Genomic DNA, 18,117 nt, shown 5'->3' on the forward strand with positions numbered 1-18,117 from the left:
ACTTGACACTAAATTCGGGGTAATTCTCTTGATGAGTAGCATTTCGGGCGCCCGGATCCGCAGAGCCATCACGGTCGGGCTCACCACCGGCGCCATGATCACCGCGGGCGCGGTCGCCGCCGCCCCCGCACAGGCCGTGACCGTGCCCACGATCACCGCCAAGGGCGGGTTCGTGATGAACGGCGCGACCGGCGCGACGCTGTACACGAAGTACGGCGACACCAAGAGGCTCACCGCCTCCACGACGAAGATCATGACGGCCAAGGTCGTGCTCTCACGGCTCTCGCCGGCGACGAGCGTGACCCTGGACACCAAGGTGACGATCCGTCGAGAGGTCAGCGACTACATGGTCGCCGAGGGCTACCCCTCGTCGGCCCGCCTGATCGTCGGCGACAAGGTCAGCGTCCGTCAGCTCCTGTACGGGATGATGCTGCCCTCCGGCTGCGACGCCGCCATGGCCCTCGCCGACAAGTTCGGCACCGGCACCACGGTCAAGGCCCGCACCGCGAACTTCATCGCCCGGATGAACAACATGGCCAAGACCCTGGGCATGACCAACACACACTTCGACTCGTTCGACGGTCTGAGCAACGGCGCCAACTACTCGACGCCGCGCGACCTGACGAAGCTCGCCCGCAGCACGATGACGAGCGCCACGTTCCGGGCCGTCGTGAAGACGAAGTCGTACACGGCGAAGACGATCACCAGCTCCGGTTCCACCCGCACGATGGCGCCCTGGAACAACACCAACACCCTGCTCGGCTGGAACGGCACGCTCGGCGTCAAGACCGGCTCCGGCCCCGACGCCAAGTACTGCCTGGTCTTCTCCGCCACGCTCAACGGCGAGCAGGTGGTCGGCGCGGTCCTGTCGTCCTCCTCCGAGGCCAACCGCACCGCGGACGTGAAGAAGCTCATCACCTACGGCTACGCCCGCATCAGCTGATGCCCTGACGCACTCGCGTCACCGGCACGGCACACACGACAAGGGGCCCGTCGCCTCCACGGCGACGGGCCCCTTCTCTGTGTCCGCCTACCGGCTCACGCCCAGGTGATCAGCCGCTTGGGCTGCTCCAGGACCGCCGCGAGGTCCGCGAGCACCTTGGAGCCGAGCTCGCCGTCGACCAGGCGGTGGTCGAAGGACAGCGCCAGGGTGGTCACCTGACGCGGCTTCACCTTGCCCTTGTGGACCCACGGCTGGAGCTTGATCGCGCCGACCGCGAGGATCGCCGACTCGCCCGGGTTGAGGATCGGGGTGCCGGTGTCGACGCCGAAGACGCCGACGTTGGTGATCGTCACGGTGCCGCCCTGCATCGCCGCGGGCGAGGTCTTGCCCTCGCGCGCGGTGGACACCAGCTCACCGAGCGCCTCGGCGAGCTGCGGCAGCGTCTTGTCGTGCGCGTCCTTGATGTTCGGCACGATCAGACCGCGCGGGGTGGCCGCGGCGATGCCCAGGTTCACGTACCGCTTGAGCACGATCTCCTGGTTCGCCTCGTCCCAGGACGCGTTGACGTCCGGGTTGCGCTTGATGGCGACCAGCAGGGCCTTGGCGATCAGCAGCAGCGGGTTGACCCGCAGCCCCTGCATGTCCTTGTCCTGCTTGAGCTCCTCGACGAGCTTCATCGTGCGCGTGACGTCGACCGTGATGAACTCGGTGACGTGCGGCGCCGTGAAGGCCGAGCCGACCATCGCCTGCGCGGTCATCTTCCGCACGCCCTTGACGGGGATACGGGTCTCCCGCGCGGTGTCGTACGACGCCGCCGGCGCGGGCGCGGGCACGGAAGCCGCCACGGGGGCCGCGGCCGGGGCCGCCGCCGGAGCCGGGGCCTCCACCTGCGGGGCCGCCGCCCTGTGCACGTCCTCGCGGGTGATGATGCCGTCCGGGCCGGTCGGCACGACCGTGGCCAGGTCGACGCCGAGGTCCTTGGCCAGCTTGCGCACGGGCGGCTTGGCCAGGGGACGCCCGAGCGCGGGCACGGCCGGAGCCACCGGCGCGTGGCCGTTCAGCTCGCCCTGCACGGCGGCCTGGACCTTGGCCGCGGGAGCCTCCGCGCCCTTGCGCGGGCGGCGCTTGGTGGAGCTGGCGGCCACGCCGTAGCCGACGAGCACGGGCTGGCGGCCCTGCGGCTCGGCGGCCTCGTCCTGGGCGGCCGGAGCGGGCGCCGCGGCGGGAGCCGCGGCAGGCGCCGGGGCCTCGGCCGGAGCGGCCCCGCCCGACACGTCCACCGCGATGATCGACGTGCCCACGTCGACCGTGGTGCCCTCGGGGAAGTGCAGGGAGCGCACGACACCGTCGTAGGGGATGGGCAGTTCGACGGCCGCCTTGGCGGTCTCGACCTCGCACACCACCTGTCCGTCGGTGACGGTGTCACCGACCTGGACGTACCACTTGAGGATCTCGGCCTCGGTGAGTCCCTCGCCCACGTCGGGCATCTTGAACTCGCGCACGGACGCTTCAGTCATCGTCGTCACGACCCTCTCCTCAGTACGCCAGGGCACGGTCGACGGCGTCGAGCACCCGGTCCAGGCCCGGCAGGTACTCCTCCTCCAGGCGGGCCGGCGGGTACGGGGCGTGGTAGCCGCCGACCCGGAGCACCGGGGCCTCCAGGTGGTAGAAGCAGCGCTCGGTGATCCGGGCGGCGATCTCCGCGCCGGAACCGAAGAACACCGGCGCCTCGTGGACCACGACCAGACGGCGGGTCTTCTCCACCGAGGCCTGGATGGTGTCGAAGTCGAGCGGCGAGACCGAGCGCAGGTCCAGGACCTCCACGGACTTGCCCTCCTCGGCGGCCGCGGCGGCGACCTCCAGGCAGGTCTTCACCATCGGGCCGTACGCGGCGAGCGTGAGGTCCGTGCCCTCGCGGGCGACGCGGGCCTTGTGCAGCTCGCCCGGGATGGCGTCGGTGTCGACCTCGCCCTTGTCCCAGTAGCGGCGCTTGGGCTCGAAGAAGATGACCGGGTCGTCGCTCTGGATCGCCTGCTGGAGCATCCAGTAGGCGTCGGAGGAGTTCGCCGGGGTGACGACCTTGAGGCCCGCGACGTGCGCGAAGAGCGACTCGGGGGACTCGGAGTGGTGCTCGACGGCGCCGATGCCGCCGCCGTACGGAATGCGGATGACGACCGGCACCTTCACGGCGCCGAGCGACCGGGCCCGCATCTTCGCGAGCTGGGTGACGATCTGGTCGTACGCCGGGAAGACGAAGCCGTCGAACTGGATCTCCACGACCGGCCGGTAGCCGCGCAGCGCGAGTCCGATGGCGGTGCCGACGATGCCGGACTCGGCGAGCGGGGTGTCGATGACCCGGTCCTCGCCGAAGTCCTTCTGGAGGCCGTCGGTGATCCGGAAGACTCCGCCCAGCTTGCCGACGTCCAGGCCCATGATGACGACCTTGGGGTCCGTCTCCAGGGCCTTGCGCAGCGACTCGTTGAGCGCCTTCGCGAGAGGAAGTGTCTGAACAGCCATGATTACTCGGCCTCTCCGCCCGCGAAGGACGCCTGGTAGGCGGCGAACTGCGCGCGCTCCTCGTCGACGAGCGCATGCCCGTCCGCGTACACGTTGTCGAAGATCGCCATGTGCTCCGGTACGGGCATGGCCCGGACGACCTCGCGGACGTGCTTGCCGAGCGCCTCGCTCTCCGTCTCGAGCTCCTCGAAGAAGGCCGCGTCGGCGTGGCCCTCGTTCTCCAGGTAGGCCCGCAGGCGCAGGATCGGGTCCTTGGCCTCCCACGCCTCGCGCTCCGCGTCGCGGCGGTAGCGGGTCGGGTCGTCGGAGGTGGTGTGGGCGGCCATGCGGTACGTGAACGCCTCGACCAGCGTCGGGCCCTCGCCGCGCCGGGCGCGCTCCAGGGCCGCGCGGGTCACCGCGAGGCAGGCCAGGACGTCGTTGCCGTCGACCCGGACGCCGGGGAAGCCGAAGCCGCGGGCGCGCTGGTAGAGCGGGACGCGGGTCTGCTTCTCGATGGGCTCGGAGATCGCCCACTGGTTGTTCTGGCAGAAGAACACGACCGGGGCGTTGTAGACCGCCGAGAAGACGAACGACTCGTTGACGTCGCCCTGGCTGGAGGCGCCGTCGCCGAAGTACGCGAGCACCGCGGAGTCCGCGCCGTCCTTGGAGATGCCCATGGCGTAGCCGGTGGCGTGCAGGGTCTGCGAGCCGAGGACGATCGTGTACAGGTGGAAGTTGTTGCTGTTGGGGTCCCAGCCGCCGTTGTTCACGCCGCGGAACATGCCCAGCAGGTTGGTCGGGTCGACCCCGCGGCACCAGGCGACGCCGTGCTCGCGGTAGGTCGGGAAGACGTAGTCGTCGTCGCGCAGCGCCCGGCCGGAGCCGATCTGGGCGGCCTCCTGGCCGAGCAGCGACGCCCACAGGCCCAGCTCGCCCTGGCGCTGCAGGGAGGTGGCCTCGGCGTCGAAGCGTCGGGTGAGCACCATGTCGCGGTACAGGCCGCGGAGCTCTTCGGGGGTGATGCCGGCGACGTACTTGTCGTACTCGGCGTTCTTGACGCGCTCGCCCTCGGCGGTCAGCAGCTGCACGAGCTCGGGCTCGTCGCTCTTCCTGCTGCTCGCGCGGGTGGTGCGCTTGGTAGCGGTGGTGCCGGCCTTGCTTCCGGCGCCGCCTCGCGGCTTGCGCGCGGCAGTGCTCTCCACGCTCACGTGTGCTCCTCCGTCGGTCCGGCTCCCCGGGTTCGCCGGGCTGCCTGGGGGTCCCCCCGGCTCCGTTCAGGAGCCTGGGGGAGCGGCTCACCTGTGGGGCCTACGGGGCGCACGGGGTGGGTGCGGCTCGTAGGGGACAGGCGTGACAGGTGCCCCGGCGAGCACCCTGCAAAAAGCACGTTACCCAGTGCGCCACATTTCTGTGAAACGCCTCCTGACCTGCGATTTTGCTTGGATTTCCAAGTAAATCGCGAATGCCGGGAACAACTCCTGGTCACAGCCTTGCAGGGGGCCGAAGCTACGGCACGTTATCCCGGTGAACCGGGCCACGGGAAGAGCCTTCTTGGAGTGAAGCCGAGGTGAACCAACCGGTCGGTAATAAATAGGGGCGGTCTGTTTGTACGGTTCCGACGGCAGTTCGCTCCCCCTTTTATCAGGGGCGCACATCCGTTCCCACCAGGGCCGGGACGAGTCGCACCCGTTCGGGTGAACGGTCTTCGGCCGACGCCGTCGGCAGGGACCCGGACGGCGGAACGGCGAGGACCGGGACAGCGGAACGGGGCCCCACGCGTGTGCGTGGAGCCCCGTCGTTTCCGTGCTCTGCGGGTGCCGCCCGGCGCCCGGTGCCGCCTCAGCCCGCGACGCCGCCGGCGTCCGCTCCGGCCGTGCCCGTCGGCTCGACATCGGTGGGCTCGGGGGTCGGCTCGACATCGGTGGGCTCGGGGGTCGTCTCCGGGTCCGTCGGCTCGGTGTCCGTCGGCTCACCGGTCGGCGAGGTCGAGGCCGAGACGGAAGGCGTCCACGACGGGGTCGGGGTCGGGGTGTAGTCCCAGCCGCCCCCGCCGCCGTTGTCGTCCTCCGTCTGCTGGTCCGTCGGCTGCTCCTCGGTCGCCTCGTCGGACGGCTCCTCGGTCGCCTTGTCCTCTTCCTTGGTCTGCGAGACCGTCGGCGACGGGGGCTTGCCGGAGCCGCCCCCGTCGTCACCGGCGTTCTTCACGGCCAGCGCGACACCGCCCGCGATGGCGATCACCGCCAGGACGGCCAGGATCCACAGCTTGCCGCGGCCGCTGCCCCGGTTGCCGTGGCCCTCGAAGCCGCCGTCGTCGCCGCGCCCGTAGGGCTGGATGATCGGCTGCGGGATCTGTGTGGTGCCCGACGCGCCGTCCATCGGGTGCGGCAGCGCCGTCGTGCCCGCCATGCCCCCGGCCGGGGTGTGCCGGCCCTCGTGCATGTCCACCGGGCCGGTGTTCCAGGTGCCGGTGTGGCCGCCCTGGTCGTAGAGCATCTGGAGGGCGTACTGCATCAGACCGCGCATCTCCTCGGCGGTCTGGAAGCGGTCGTCCGGCTCCTTGGCCAGCGCGCGCATCGCCAGGCCGTCCAGCTCCGGCGGCGAGGCGTCGGAGACCTCCGACGGCGGCACCGGGATGTCCTGGACGTGCTGGTAGACCACCGACAGCGGGGTCTCGCCGACGAACGGCGGGCGCAGCGCGAGGAGTTCGTAGAGCAGGCAGCCGGTCGCGTACAGGTCGGAGCGGTGGTCGACGGCCTTGCCGAGGGCCTGCTCCGGGGACAGGTACTGCGGGGTGCCCATGACCATGCCGGTCTGCGTCATCGTCGTCGACGCGCCGTGCAGGGCGCGGGCGATGCCGAAGTCCATGACCTTCACGGCGCCGTTGTGCGTGATGATGACGTTCGCGGGCTTGATGTCGCGGTGCACGATGCCGTGCTGATGCGAGTACGCCAGCGCCTCCAGCACACCCGACACGATGATCAGGGCCTGCTCCGGGCCCGGCGCCTCGGCGTTGAGCAGCAGGTCGCGGATGGTGCGGCCCTCGACCAGCTCCATCACGATGTACGGCACGGCCTGGCCGCCCACCTGGTCCTCGCCGGAGTCGTACACGGCGACGATGGCATGGTGGTTGAGCCCGGCGACCGACTGTGCCTCACGGGTGAACCGGGCCTTGGAGACCGGGTCTTCGGCTAGGTCGGCGCGCAGCAGCTTGACGGCGACGGTGCGGCCGAGGCGTACGTCCTCGGCGGCGAACACCTCCGCCATGCCGCCCCGGCCTAGCCTGCCGGTCAGCCGGTACCGGCCGTCCCCGACAAGCCCTCCGTTGCCCCAGACTTCCGGCGCGTCCGACATGCCGCCGCCAGTCGCCTCGGGTTCGGACGGGCCCTGAGCGCGCTGCTGCTGTGCCATCAGTCCTCGCCGTCGTTTCTGCCCGCGGTGCGCGCGGTGTTGTTACGGTCTCCGTCGGCCACGCTACAGCCTCCGCGCGATCCGTCGGTCCGAGATGGCGCCGTCCTGGGCAGGAGACGGACCGGTCATCAAACCGTGATTTCCAGCCGTGGCGCAAATCCGGCGCACTGCTCGTGAGGGCGCTGTAACGCTTCCGCGACGCTTCTTTCGCGTACGGTCACGGAACGGGCACCGAGCTTGACGTGTCGGTGCCCTGGGGCAGACTTGGCCGGGAATAACTGTTTTCGATCACGCGGGAGCACAGCAGCCGCTGTCGCCGGCGCCTATGGGGGACGCAGAACGATGAGCCAGGACGGCGCACAGGACCGTTACACGGCACGGGCGCTCGCCGGTGGCCGCTACCAACTGCGCGACCTGCTGGGCCAGGGCGGTATGGCCGCGGTGCACCTCGCGTACGACAGTGTGCTGGACCGCCAGGTGGCGATCAAGACGCTGCACACCGAACTGGGCCGCGAGGCCGCCTTCCGCGAGCGGTTCCGCCGCGAGGCGCAGGCCGTGGCCAAGCTCACGCACACCAACATCGTCTCCGTCTTCGACACCGGCGAGGACGAGGTCGGCGGCATGACGACGCCGTTCATCGTCATGGAGTACGTCGAGGGCCGCCCGCTCGGCTCCGTGCTCGACGACGACGTACGGCAGTTCGGCGCGATGCCCGCCGACAAGGCGCTGAAGGTCACCGCCGATGTGCTCGCGGCGCTGGAGATCAGCCACGAGATGGGGCTGGTCCACCGCGACATCAAGCCCGGCAACGTGATGATGACCAAGCGCGGTGTGGTCAAGGTCATGGACTTCGGCATCGCGCGCGCCATGCAGTCCGGGGTCACCTCGATGACCCAGACCGGCATGGTCGTCGGCACCCCGCAGTACCTCTCGCCCGAACAGGCCCTCGGCCGCGGTGTGGACGCCCGCTCCGACCTGTACTCGGTCGGCATCATGCTGTTCCAACTGGTCACCGGGCGGCTGCCGTTCGATGCGGACTCGCCGCTGGCCATCGCGTACGCGCACGTCCAGGAGGAGCCGGTGGCGGCGTCCTCCATCAACCGCGCGCTGCCGCCGGCCGTCGACGCGCTGATCACCCGGGCGCTGAAGAAGAACCCGAACGAGCGGTTCCCGACAGCCGTCGCCATGCGTGACGAGTGTCTGCGTGTCGCGGCCTCCTTCCAGGCGGCCGCGCCGAGCATCGTCCCCGGCGCCCCTACGGCGAGCGGCGCGGGCGTGGGCTCGGCGGTGTTCCCGCCGGTCGACCAGGCGACCCCGGCTCCGAGCGGGCCGGTGCAGACGCCGTACCAGCCGTCGCCGGTGAACCCGTACAGCACCCCGGCGCCGACTCCGGCGCCTGCCCCGGCGTACGGCTATCCGCACCAGGGCGGCTACCAGCAGCCGCACCCCGGCGGGTACGCGCCGCAGCCGGGTGCGTCGACGCCGCCGCCGTACAACATCACCCCGCAGACGCACCCGTCCGCGCCGGGCGGGGGCCGCAGGAGCAACCGCTCGGTGGTCATCGGCTCGATCGTGGTCGCCGTGGCCGCCGTCGCCGGGCTGATCGTCGCGATCTCGATGAACGGCGGGGACGGCGGGAACGAGGGCAAGGGCGGCGGCGGGGCCAGCGCCTCCGCGTCCGCCACCCAGAAGGAGGGCTACCGCCCGCCGGACACCTCCCGCACCATCGACTCGACCCAGTGCACCGAGCCGCTGGAGTCCTACAACGACCCGGAGAAGGTGAAGATCCCCGACTTCCGGTTCAAGGACATCACCTCCGTCCGGGAGTGCCTCTCGGCCGCGGGCTGGCACCTGAAGAAGAAGGACGTCGACAACAACACCTGGGGCGACGGCACGGTCCTGGACCAGTTCCCCGCCCCCGGCACGGACGTCGACCCCAAGAACCCGGGCGAGATCCAGCTGAGCATCTCGACGGGCAATCCGACGGATTCCTGAAGTTGAATCCGACGGGTTCCTGAGGTTGCCGCCGGGGGTTCCGGCGCCCAAGTGAAGGAAGGCCCGGCCGCGGGGATGCGGCCGGGCCTTTTCGATGGCTGGGGCTGTTGTCCTGACCGTCGCTCAGAGGTAGGGACCGCCCGAGCGGCCGCCCGTGTGCTCGTCGCCCTCGTGACCCACGCCCGGCGGGAGGGCACGGCGCATCTGCTCCAACTGGGCCCGCGCGGCCATCTGCTGGGCGAACAGCGTGGTCTGGATGCCGTGGAAGAGACCCTCCAGCCAGCCGACCAACTGCGCCTGCGCGATCCGCAGTTCCGAGTCGGAGGGGGTCGAGCCGTCCGAGAAGGGGAGCGACAGCCGCTCCAGCTCCTCCACCAGCTCCGGCGCCAGACCGTCCTCCAGCTCCTTCACGGAGCTGCGGTGGATCTCCTTCAGCCGGGCCCGGCTGGCCTCGTCGAGGGGAGCCGCACGCACCTCCTCCAGCAACTGCTTGATCATGCTGCCGATCCGCATGACCTTGGCAGGCTGCTCGACCTGCTCAGTCACCGGGATCTCGCGGGAGTCCTCGTCCCCGTTGCCACCGCTGAGCGCCATGCCGTCCTGGCCCACGACCAGGATCTGCGGGTTCTCCGGCGACCTTTCGTTCCTCGGCATCTCCATGCCGCCATTCTCTCGCACCCGTACAGCTCATCATCGTGGTGCCCCCTGAGGGGGGTGATCCACCGTTTCCGCGGCAATTCTTCGGGGGCTCGGGTGGCGGAGTCCGACATGCCGGGGCGGGGCGGCGGTGTGAGGGTAGGGGGGTGAACCGTTGGCCGTGGGGGACGAGGGTACGGGGGCTGGTACCGGTCGTGCTGGTGGCCGGGTTGGTCGGTGTCGGGGTGTACGCCGCGCCCGGCGTGGCCGCGGCGGGCCCGCCGGGACCGCGGGAGTCGGTGGCGTCCGGGACGCCTACGCACGGCGTGGGTCCTTCCGCGGACCGCGGCAGGCCCGATCGGCCGCGGGGCGCGGCCTCGCCTCCCGCCCGGGGCCCGGCCTCGCCCGTCTGGGACGACCGCCACGGCTCGGCCCTCCCCTCCCCCTCCTTCCCCCACACCGCCAGCCCCTCGCACCGGCCCCCGGCCCCCGGCCCGCGCGCCGAGGAACCGGCCGAACCGGCCGAATCGACCGAACCGACCCCCGAGGCCGAGTCCACCCGGGCCGGCAGCCGAGCCGGGGAGGGCCAGGAACGCCCGGGCCGACGGGAGGCCCCCGAGGAGGACCCCGCCGCCGACGAGGAACCGGCCGAGGAGGAACCGGCCGAGGAGGAGCAGGGCTCCGACACCGGCCCGGTGCCCCCCACCGCCCCGCAGTCCCCGGCCGCCCGGCCCCCCTCGGCAGCGACGCCCCAGGCCACAATCCCCACCGAGCCCGTACTGGAGATCCTCCCCCTGGGCAGCGGCCTGGTCCTCATCGGCCTGGGCCTGGGCCTCGCCTTCATAGCCCTACGCCTACGCCGAGACTGACACACAAGGTGCGCGGGGAACTGTGCCCGTCCTCAGGGGCGCCGGGAACTGCGCAATCTCCCGGGGCGCGAGGAACAGCGAGCTTCCTCAGGGGCGCGGGGAACTACGCACGTCCTCAGGGGCGCGGGGAACTGCGCAATCTCCAGGGGCGCGAGGAACTGCGCAATCTTCAGGGGCGCGGGGAACTGCGCGACCAGCCACAACCCGGCCGCACCCACCCACCGTCAGCCCCCGGCACCACCCCGCCAGCCCCGGCAGGACAAAGCACCCGAAACTACCCAACAGCCCCGGCAGGACCCGGCACTACCAACAGCACCTTCCCCACATGCCCACTCCCCTCCAACACCCGATGCCCCGCACCCGCATCGTCCATGGACACCTCCCGGTCGACAACAGCCCGCACCCGCCCACCCTCGACCAACGGCCAGACATGCTCCCGCACGGCCGCCACGATCGCCGCCTTCTCCTCCACCGGCCGAGCCCGCAAAGACGTCGCCGTGACAGCCGCCCGCTTCCGAAGCAACGCCCCGATGTTCAGCTCGCCCTGCACACCACCCTGCATACCGATGATGGCCAGCCGCCCGTTCACCGCCAGGCTCCGCACATTGCGGTCCAGATACTTGGCCCCCATGTTGTCGAGGATGACGTCGGCCCCCACCCCGTCCGTGGCCTTGGCGATCTCCTCGACGAAGTCCTGCTCCTTGTAGTCGATCAGGATGTCCGCCCCCAGCTCGGCGCACCGCTCCAGCTTCTCCCGCGTACCGGCCGTGACGGCGACCCTCGCGCCGACGGCCTTGGCCAGCTGGATGGCCATGGTGCCGATACCGCTGGAGCCGCCGTGCACGAGCAGCGTCTCGCCGGGACGCAGGTGGGAGATCATGAACACGTTCGACCACACCGTGCAGACCACCTCGGGCAGCGCCGCCGCCCACGTCAGGGAGACGCCCCGGGGCACGGGCAGCAGCTGGCCCGCGGGAACGGCGACCTTCTCGGCGTAGCCGCCGCCGGAGAGCAGCGCGCACACCTCGTCGCCGACGGACCAGCCGGACACACCGGTGCCGATCGCGGCGATCCGCCCGGAGCACTCCAGCCCGGGGTAGGGGGACGCTCCGGGCGGCGGGTCGTAGAAGCCGCGCCGCTGGAGGATGTCGGCCCGGTTGACGGCACTGGCCGTCACATCGACGAGCACCTCGCCCGGCCCGGGCTCCGGGTCGGGCACCTCGGCCCAGACCAGCGCCTCGGGCCCACCAGGTTCGGGAATCGTGATCGCATACATGAAACGGACGCTACTGCGTCCGCCCCGGCCACGCCCCGCCTTCCCCCACCGCTTCACGGACCGCCCGCCCTGCGTCCGAGGTCCCGGTCCCCCTCCGCCCTTCGACCGGACTCCGCGAATTTCCCTGTGCGCGACCGATGAGTTCGCGTCACGGTAAAGGTCTCCCCATGCGTAGCCCACGTACGCGGAAGGACAACCCACCATGAGCCAGCAGACCCCAGGCCTGGCCATCGAGACCGCGGGCCTGGTGAAGACGTTCGGTGAGACCAGGGCCGTCGACGGCGTCGATCTCGCCGTGCCGACCGGCACGGTCTACGGCGTCCTCGGCCCGAACGGCGCCGGAAAGACCACCACGGTCAAGATGCTCGCCACCCTGCTCAGGCCCGACGGAGGCGAGGCGCATGTATTCGGCCACGACGTCGTGCGCGAGGCCGACGAGGTGCGCGGGCGGGTCAGCCTGACCGGGCAGTACGCCTCGGTCGACGAGGACCTCACCGGCACGGAGAACCTCGTCCTGCTCGGCCGGCTGCTCGGCCATCACAAGAAGGCCGCGCGCGAACGGTCCGCGCAGCTGCTGGAGGCGTTCGGGCTGACCGAGGCCGCCGGGAAGCAGGTCAAGAACTACTCGGGCGGCATGCGGCGCCGTATCGACATCGCCGCATCCATCCTCAACACCCCCGACCTGCTGTTCCTCGACGAGCCGACGACCGGTCTGGACCCGCGCAGCCGCAACCAGGTGTGGGACATCGTGCGCGCCGTGGTCGCCCAGGGCACCACCGTGCTGCTGACGACGCAGTATCTGGACGAGGCCGACCAGCTGGCGTCCCGGATCGCCGTGATCGACCGGGGCAAGGTGATCGCCGAGGGCACCAAGGGCGAGCTGAAGGCCTCCGTCGGCGCCGGCTCGGTCCACCTGCGGCTGCGCGACGCGGCCCAGCGGCCCGCGGCCGAGCAGGTCCTGCGGCTGACCCTGGACGCGGACGTCCAGCTCGAACCGGACCCCGTGGCCCTGACGGCCCGGGTCGGGGCGGGCGCGGACAACGGGCAGGGCGCCGCCGAGCAGGCCGCCCGCGCGCTCGCGGAGCTGGCCCGCGGGGGCATCACCGTCGACAACTTCTCCCTGGGCCAGCCCAGCCTGGACGAGGTGTTCCTCGCCCTGACCGGACACGCCACCGAGGCGCGGACCACCGACGACGACACCGAAGGCGAGGCGGCGGCATGAGCACCGCGACCACCACCGAGACCGGCGAACTCGCCCCCGTCAGGGCCGATTCGCTCGCCGCCCTGCTCGTGGCCGAGGAACGCCCGCCCCGGCCCAGTGCCCTGTCGGCCTCGCTGACGTTCGGCTGGCGCTCCATCCTGAAGATCAAGCACGTGCCGGAGCAGCTGTTCGACGTCACGGCGTTCCCGATCATGATGGTGCTGATGTACACGTACCTGTTCGGCGGGGCGCTGGCCGGGTCGCCGAAGGAGTACATCCAGTTCCTGCTGCCGGGCATCCTGGTGATGTCGGTCGTGATGATCACGATGTACACCGGCGTCTCGGTGAACACCGACATCGAGAAGGGCGTCTTCGACCGCTTCCGGTCCCTGCCCATCTGGCGGCCGTCGACGATGGTCGGCTATCTGCTCGGCGACGCCCTGCGCTACACGATCGCGTCCGCGGTGATGCTGCTGGTCGGCCTGATCCTCGGCTACCGCCCGGACGGCGGGTTCGCCGGTGTCCTCGCCGGGGTGGCGCTGCTGATCGTCTTCTCGTTCTCGTTCTCGTGGATCTGGACGATGTTCGGGCTGATGCTGCGCTCCGAGAAGTCGGTGATGGGCGTCAGCATGATGGTGATCTTCCCGCTCACCTTCCTGTCCAATGTCTTCGTCGACCCGCACACGATGCCCGGCTGGCTCCAGGCGTTCGTCAACAACAGCCCCATCACCCATCTCGCCACCTCCGTGCGCGAGCTGATGGCCGGCCAGTGGCCCGCCGCCGAGCTCGCCTGGACGCTCGGCTGGGCCGCCCTGTTCGTGCTGGTCTTCGGCCCGATCACGATGCGGCTCTACAACCGCAAGTGACCCGGCACCCGCAAGGGCCCTGTCGTGCCGGGCGGGCAGCGGCTCTAACCCTGTACACCGCCCTCGGCGCGCACGATCACCACGACCCGGTCCGTCGGCTCCAGCACGCCGATGGCCGGGTCGTCGTACGCCAGCACCCGGTGCCCGCGTACGACGCTCACCACCAGCTGGGCCAGTTCGCGCGGGCCGCGCCCGGACTCGGCCTTGGTGACCGGCCGTTCGACCATGTCGAGACCGCTGCCCTGGCGCATCAGGTCCTCCATGACCAGGCCCGCGAAGGGGCTGAGGGCGGACATGCCCAGCAGCCGGCCGGCCGCGCTCGCGCCGGTGACGACCTCGTCCGCGCCCGACTGCCGCAGCAGCGGGGCGTTCTCCTCCTCGCGGACCGCGGCCACGATCGTCGCCCCGGGGTTGAGCTGACGCGCGGTGAGCACGACCAGGACGGCCGTGTCGTCGCGCTGGGTCGCGACGATGATCTTCTTGGCCCGCTGCACCTCCGCCTGGCGCAGTACGTCGCTGCGCGTCGCGTCCCCGGCCACAGCCTCGAAGCCCTCCGCCGCGGCCGCGGCGACGGCCTTGGCGCTCGGGTCGATCACGACCACCTGGTTCTGCCGCAGTCCCGCCGCGCAGACGGTCCGGATCGCGGTACGTCCCTTCGTACCGAATCCCACGACGACAGTGTGGTCACGCACAGGGCCTCCTCGGCTTGTTCCACGGGTGGACGAGTTGCCTGCCTCTGCACGCGCCCGCCCCGCGACCATGGTGCATTGTTTTACCGATCACCGACGTGGGGGCACACGATGAGGCATGACGAGAGACGACCGACCAAATTGACCAGGTTCTCCATGTTCCGGTCCCTCTGGTACCGCTCACGCACCGAGGCCCGCGACGACGCCGAGGCCGGTCGCTCCATCGTCATGCCGACCGGCACGGCCCTGCCCCCGCTCCAGCAGGTGCTGCGGCGCCTGGCCCTCGCGCTGGGGGTGCTGGCGCTCACCACACTGATCGTCTACGCCGACCGCGACGGCTACAACGACAACTCCAACGGCAGCGTCAGCCTGCTGGACGCGGCCTACTACGCCACCGTCACCCTCTCCACCACCGGATACGGCGACATCACGCCGGTCAGCGACTCCGCGCGGCTGATCAACATCCTGATCATCACGCCGCTGCGCGTGCTGTTCCTGATCATCCTGGTCGGCACCACCCTGGAGGTGCTCACCGAACGCACCCGTCAACAGGTCCGCATCCACCGCTGGCGCTCGCGCACCAGCGGCCACACCGTGGTCGTCGGCTACGGCACCAAGGGGCGCCACGCGGTGCAGACCCTGACCGGCCAGGGCGTGACCAAGGACCGGATCGTGGTGGTGGACGTCCAGCGCAAGGCGGCGACCGCGGCCGGGGACGACGGGCTGGTGTCCGTGACCGGTGACGCGACCCGTTCCGACACGCTGCTGAAGGCCGAGGCGCAGACCGCGGCCCGGGTGATCGTGGCCCCGCAGCGCGACGAGACGGCCGCGCTGATCACGCTCACCGTCCGCCAGCTGAACCGGCACGCCACCATCGTCGTGGCGGCCCGGGAGGACGAGAACGTGCCACTGCTGCGGCAGAGCGGCGCCGACACCGTCGTCACCAGCTCCAGCTCCGCGGGCCGGCTGCTCGGCGTCTCGGTGGTCAGCCCGGTCGTGGCCCGGACCCTGGAGGATCTGATGACCCTCGGCAACGGGCTCGACCTCATCGAACGGCCCGTCACCGCCACCGAGGCAGGGCAGCCGCCCACGGCCTGCGCCGACCTGGTCATGGCCGTCGTACGCGGGCGCAAGGTACTGGACTATGCCGACGAACGCGCCTCACCGCTGCGGGCCGGCGACCGTGTCGTCACCGTGCAGCGCGTCATCGCGGTGGAGGAGCCGGAGTAGACCGGAGCGGAACCGGAAGCCCGCCCCCTGAGGCGAAACCCGCCGGGTCGGCGGTGTTTCACGTGAAACACCGCACTCCGCCCTGTTTCACGTGAAACACACACCGAGCCCCGTGGTCGCCCACGGCAGCTCCAGCAGCTCCGCCTCCTGCCCACGGAGAGCCCCACCGGGCGGTACGACGGCCAGGGCGTCGGATGCCGCGACCCCGCGCAGCATCGCCGGGCCGTTGTAGTGCAGCGGAACGGCGTGATCGGCGCGCAGGGTGACCGGGACGAGCCGGGTGTCGTGCGGATGTCCCTGTACGGCGTCCCGCAGGGGCAGCGTCCAGGGCTCCGGGGCCGGCCGGGCGGCCAGGGTGCGCAGCAGCGGCTCGGCGAGCGTCAGAAGCCCGGAGACGGCCGCCAGGGGGTTTCCCGGCAGACCGACCAGGTGCTGGTTCTCCTTGGTGCGGGCCAGCAGCATGGGATGGCCGGGGCGCACCTTCACGCCGTTCACCAGCAACTCGGCGCCGATGCGGCGCAGGGTGGGGTGGACATGGTCCACGGGGCCCGCCGCGGTGCCGCCGGTCGTGACGACCAGCTCGGCGTCGCTGGCGGTGACGGCCTTGTACAGGGCCTCCGCGTCGTCGCCCAGGCGGCGCACGGCGACGACCTCGGCGCCCAGCGCGCGCAGCCAGTGCGGAAGCATCGGGCCGAGCGCGTCGCGGATCAGCCCGTCGTGCGGCAGGCCCTCGGTGAGCAGTTCGTCGCCCAGGACGAACACCTCGGCGCGGGGGCGGGGCACGGTGTTGAGGGTGTCGTATCCGGCGGCCGCGGCCAGGCCCAGCACGGCGGGCGTCACCGGCGTCCCGACGCTCAGCAGCTGGTCGCCGCTGCGGCACTCCTGGCCGCGCGGCCGGATGTCCTGCCCGTGGGCCACCTCGCGGGTGGGGTGCAGCCGGCCCTTGTCGTCGGTGCGGCCGTGCTCGCTGCGGAGCACGGCGGTGGTGTCCGGGGGGATGCGGGCGCCGGTGGCGATCCGGACCGCCTCCCCGTCGTCCAGGCGGATCGGCTCGGCGTGCCCGGCCAGCACCCCCTCGTCGCGCACGGTCCAGGGTCCGGGCCCGGCCACGGCCCAGCCGTCCATGGCCGAGGTGTCGAAGGAGGGCAGGTCGGTGAGGGCGGTGAGCGGCTCGGCCAGGACGAGACCGAGCGCGGCGTCGAGGGGCACCGGCACGGGGGCGCGGCGCACGACCCGGCGCGCGGCACGCGCGGCGACGGCCCGGGCCTCGGGCCAGGGAGTTGCCCGGTGCCGGTGCTCCGGCGCCTGCGGGCCGCCGCCCGCGGCGGGCGGGAGTACGGCGGCTTCGGTGCCGCTGGGCCGCTTCACCAGGGCGAGGGCCTCCTCGACGTCGAAGTCGTCGGCGTCCCGTCCCAGGCCTCGCGCGGTCATCCGGCGTCCGCAGAGGTTCCGGGGGCGGCGTCGGAGGTTCCGGGGGCGGCGTCGGGCTTGCTGTCGGCGTCCTCCTGCGCCCAGCGCAGGGCGAGGGCCGCGGCCTTGCGGGAGGCCTCGGCGACCGCTTCGGGGCCGCCTCCCGCGCGGGCGGCGGCGTAGCCGACGAGGAAGGTGGTCAGCGGCGCGGCGGGCCTGGCCACGCCGTGCGCGGCGTCGCGGGCCAGGTCGAGCAGGAGGCCGGTGTCGACGTCCAGGTCGATGCCGAGCTCGTCCTTGACTGCGGAGATCCATTCGTCCAACACGTGCTCATGCTCCCTGATGCGGGCCCTGGCGGCGGCGATGTCGTCCCAGGTGTCGCAGTCGAAGGCCGCGACGGGGTCGGTGAGGCGGGTGAGACCGAGGCCGCCGGTCAGCCGCCGCAGCGGCAGCCCGGTGAGCGAGCCGTGCTCGGCGGTGAGGGCGGCCAGACCGTGGCGCAGGGCGGCTGTCCGGTAGACCGCGACCAGCGGCTGGTCACGGCCGTCGGCGTCGCTGAGCAGCACTCCGTCGCTGCCGCCCGCCCGTGCCGCGGCGAGCAGCCGGTGGACGGTTCCCTCCCGCAGGAAGGGCAGATCGGCGGAGAGCACGGCGACGTAGGGCGCGCCGACGGGCCGCAGCCCGGCGTCCAGCGCGGCGAGCGGTCCGCCTCCGGGCGGCTCCTCGCGCGCCCAGCGCACGGCCCTGGCCGTGGGCCGCGGATCGGCGACGACCACGGTCGTCCCCGCGTCCGCGCAGGCGGTGAGCACGCGGTCGAGCAGCGCGCGGCCGCCCACCCGTACTCCGGGCTTGTCCGCCCCGCCGAGCCGGCGCGCGGCGCCTCCGGCGAGCACGACGGCGTCGTACGCGGAGTCGGAAGGGGCGCTCTCGGTCACCCCCTGAGTATGCGGGCCCGCCGGGGCCCACGGGTATCCGGGTGAGGCCTTCCACAGCCCGTCGGTGGGCCGGGCGACAGGCCGGGCCACCGACGGGCAGCAGACCGGCCGCCCCGGTGCGGGGCCCGCGGGGGCGCAGGAACGCCCCCGCGAGGCCTGA

The 18,117-nt window shown here is 71.8% G+C and carries 14 protein-coding genes and 1 pseudogene; 6 read left to right on the top strand and 9 right to left on the bottom strand.

Annotation, left to right across the window (positions count from 1 at the left end; translation table 11 throughout):
- Positions 1-31: 31 nt before the first annotated feature.
- Positions 32-943, top strand: coding sequence for a D-alanyl-D-alanine carboxypeptidase family protein (locus ACZ6SQ_RS19130; protein ID WP_469563270.1), 912 nt, complete (start codon positions 32-34; stop codon positions 941-943).
- A 95-nt stretch (positions 944-1,038) separates the two neighbouring features.
- Here the strand turns inward: ACZ6SQ_RS19130 and ACZ6SQ_RS19135 are convergent, their stop codons facing one another.
- From ACZ6SQ_RS19135 to ACZ6SQ_RS19150, 4 genes are all read right to left on the bottom strand, one after another.
- Positions 1,039-2,469: a dihydrolipoamide acetyltransferase family protein gene (locus tag ACZ6SQ_RS19135; RefSeq protein ID WP_469563273.1), complete on the bottom strand. Its 1,431-nt coding sequence runs from the start codon at positions 2,467-2,469 to the stop codon at positions 1,039-1,041.
- Between the two features lie 10 nt (positions 2,470-2,479).
- The gene (locus tag ACZ6SQ_RS19140) at positions 2,480-3,460 is read right to left on the bottom strand and encodes an alpha-ketoacid dehydrogenase subunit beta (protein ID WP_469563275.1); all 981 of its coding nucleotides are present in this window, start codon (positions 3,458-3,460) and stop codon (positions 2,480-2,482) included.
- 2 nt (positions 3,461-3,462) lie between these two features.
- Complete coding sequence (gene pdhA, locus ACZ6SQ_RS19145) at positions 3,463-4,650, bottom strand: pyruvate dehydrogenase (acetyl-transferring) E1 component subunit alpha (RefSeq protein ID WP_386384563.1); 1,188 nt, start codon at positions 4,648-4,650, stop codon at positions 3,463-3,465.
- Between the two features lie 631 nt (positions 4,651-5,281).
- Positions 5,282-6,850, bottom strand: a complete 1,569-nt coding sequence (locus ACZ6SQ_RS19150) for a protein kinase domain-containing protein (RefSeq protein ID WP_469563280.1) — start codon at positions 6,848-6,850, stop codon at positions 5,282-5,284.
- A 342-nt stretch (positions 6,851-7,192) separates the two neighbouring features.
- Here ACZ6SQ_RS19150 and ACZ6SQ_RS19155 point away from each other — a divergent pair, with 342 nt between their 5' ends.
- Complete coding sequence (locus tag ACZ6SQ_RS19155; protein WP_469563282.1) at positions 7,193-8,845, top strand: protein kinase domain-containing protein; 1,653 nt, start codon at positions 7,193-7,195, stop codon at positions 8,843-8,845.
- A gap of 123 nt (positions 8,846-8,968) precedes the next feature.
- Here the strand turns inward: ACZ6SQ_RS19155 and ACZ6SQ_RS19160 are convergent, their stop codons facing one another.
- Positions 8,969-9,505 (bottom strand): bacterial proteasome activator family protein, encoded by a 537-nt coding sequence (locus tag ACZ6SQ_RS19160; RefSeq protein WP_469563284.1) that lies wholly within the window; start codon positions 9,503-9,505, stop codon positions 8,969-8,971.
- Between the two features lie 143 nt (positions 9,506-9,648).
- Between ACZ6SQ_RS19160 and ACZ6SQ_RS19165 the strand changes: the two genes are divergently transcribed.
- Positions 9,649-10,350: a hypothetical protein gene (locus ACZ6SQ_RS19165; RefSeq protein WP_469563288.1), complete on the top strand. Its 702-nt coding sequence runs from the start codon at positions 9,649-9,651 to the stop codon at positions 10,348-10,350.
- Between the two features lie 274 nt (positions 10,351-10,624).
- Here the strand turns inward: ACZ6SQ_RS19165 and ACZ6SQ_RS19170 are convergent, their stop codons facing one another.
- Entirely contained in the window at positions 10,625-11,626 is a 1,002-nt protein-coding gene (locus tag ACZ6SQ_RS19170) for an NAD(P)H-quinone oxidoreductase (protein ID WP_469563291.1), read from the bottom strand.
- Between the two features lie 202 nt (positions 11,627-11,828).
- Here ACZ6SQ_RS19170 and ACZ6SQ_RS19175 point away from each other — a divergent pair, with 202 nt between their 5' ends.
- Together ACZ6SQ_RS19175 and ACZ6SQ_RS19180 are read left to right on the top strand one after the other, a co-directional pair.
- The gene (locus ACZ6SQ_RS19175; RefSeq protein ID WP_469563294.1) at positions 11,829-12,848 is read left to right on the top strand and encodes an ATP-binding cassette domain-containing protein; all 1,020 of its coding nucleotides are present in this window, start codon (positions 11,829-11,831) and stop codon (positions 12,846-12,848) included.
- Positions 12,845-13,693 (top strand): ABC transporter permease, encoded by an 849-nt coding sequence (locus ACZ6SQ_RS19180; RefSeq protein WP_469563297.1) that lies wholly within the window; start codon positions 12,845-12,847, stop codon positions 13,691-13,693. The genes ACZ6SQ_RS19175 and ACZ6SQ_RS19180 overlap by 4 nt, the downstream gene beginning before the upstream one ends.
- Before the next feature lie 44 nt (positions 13,694-13,737).
- On the opposite strand, the pseudogene ACZ6SQ_RS19185 reads toward ACZ6SQ_RS19180, so the two are convergent.
- Positions 13,738-14,385, bottom strand: a pseudogene (locus ACZ6SQ_RS19185) (potassium channel family protein); the annotation flags it as partial.
- 153 nt (positions 14,386-14,538) lie between these two features.
- Between ACZ6SQ_RS19185 and ACZ6SQ_RS19190 the strand changes: the two are divergent.
- The gene (locus ACZ6SQ_RS19190; protein WP_469563300.1) at positions 14,539-15,612 is read left to right on the top strand and encodes a potassium channel family protein; all 1,074 of its coding nucleotides are present in this window, start codon (positions 14,539-14,541) and stop codon (positions 15,610-15,612) included.
- 87 nt (positions 15,613-15,699) lie between these two features.
- Here the strand turns inward: ACZ6SQ_RS19190 and ACZ6SQ_RS19195 are convergent, their stop codons facing one another.
- Together ACZ6SQ_RS19195 and ACZ6SQ_RS19200 are read right to left on the bottom strand one after the other, a co-directional pair.
- Positions 15,700-17,043, bottom strand: coding sequence for a molybdopterin molybdotransferase MoeA (locus ACZ6SQ_RS19195; protein WP_469563303.1), 1,344 nt, complete (start codon positions 17,041-17,043; stop codon positions 15,700-15,702).
- Positions 17,040-17,957: an NTP transferase domain-containing protein gene (locus ACZ6SQ_RS19200; RefSeq protein WP_469563306.1), complete on the bottom strand. Its 918-nt coding sequence runs from the start codon at positions 17,955-17,957 to the stop codon at positions 17,040-17,042. Before ACZ6SQ_RS19200 ends, ACZ6SQ_RS19195 begins: the two co-directional genes overlap by 4 nt.
- Positions 17,958-18,117: the final 160 nt, after the last annotated feature.

This window comes from Streptomyces sp. NPDC048600, from assembly GCF_055587025.1.

What these genes read in the sequence shown, in the direction of transcription:
- ACZ6SQ_RS19160 (WP_469563284.1), bottom strand. Translation starts at nt 9,505, where the DNA reads ATGGAGATGCCGAGGAACGAAAGGTCGCCGGAGAACCCGCAGATCCTG.
- ACZ6SQ_RS19170 (WP_469563291.1), bottom strand. Translation starts at nt 11,626, where the DNA reads ATGTATGCGATCACGATTCCCGAACCTGGTGGGCCCGAGGCGCTGGTC.
- ACZ6SQ_RS19130 (WP_469563270.1), top strand. Translation starts at nt 32, where the DNA reads ATGAGTAGCATTTCGGGCGCCCGGATCCGCAGAGCCATCACGGTCGGG.
- ACZ6SQ_RS19150 (WP_469563280.1), bottom strand. Translation starts at nt 6,850, where the DNA reads ATGGCACAGCAGCAGCGCGCTCAGGGCCCGTCCGAACCCGAGGCGACT.
- ACZ6SQ_RS19190 (WP_469563300.1), top strand. Translation starts at nt 14,539, where the DNA reads ATGTTCCGGTCCCTCTGGTACCGCTCACGCACCGAGGCCCGCGACGAC.
- ACZ6SQ_RS19195 (WP_469563303.1), bottom strand. Translation starts at nt 17,043, where the DNA reads ATGACCGCGCGAGGCCTGGGACGGGACGCCGACGACTTCGACGTCGAG.
- ACZ6SQ_RS19140 (WP_469563275.1), bottom strand. Translation starts at nt 3,460, where the DNA reads ATGGCTGTTCAGACACTTCCTCTCGCGAAGGCGCTCAACGAGTCGCTG.
- ACZ6SQ_RS19180 (WP_469563297.1), top strand. Translation starts at nt 12,845, where the DNA reads ATGAGCACCGCGACCACCACCGAGACCGGCGAACTCGCCCCCGTCAGG.
- ACZ6SQ_RS19175 (WP_469563294.1), top strand. Translation starts at nt 11,829, where the DNA reads ATGAGCCAGCAGACCCCAGGCCTGGCCATCGAGACCGCGGGCCTGGTG.
- ACZ6SQ_RS19155 (WP_469563282.1), top strand. Translation starts at nt 7,193, where the DNA reads ATGAGCCAGGACGGCGCACAGGACCGTTACACGGCACGGGCGCTCGCC.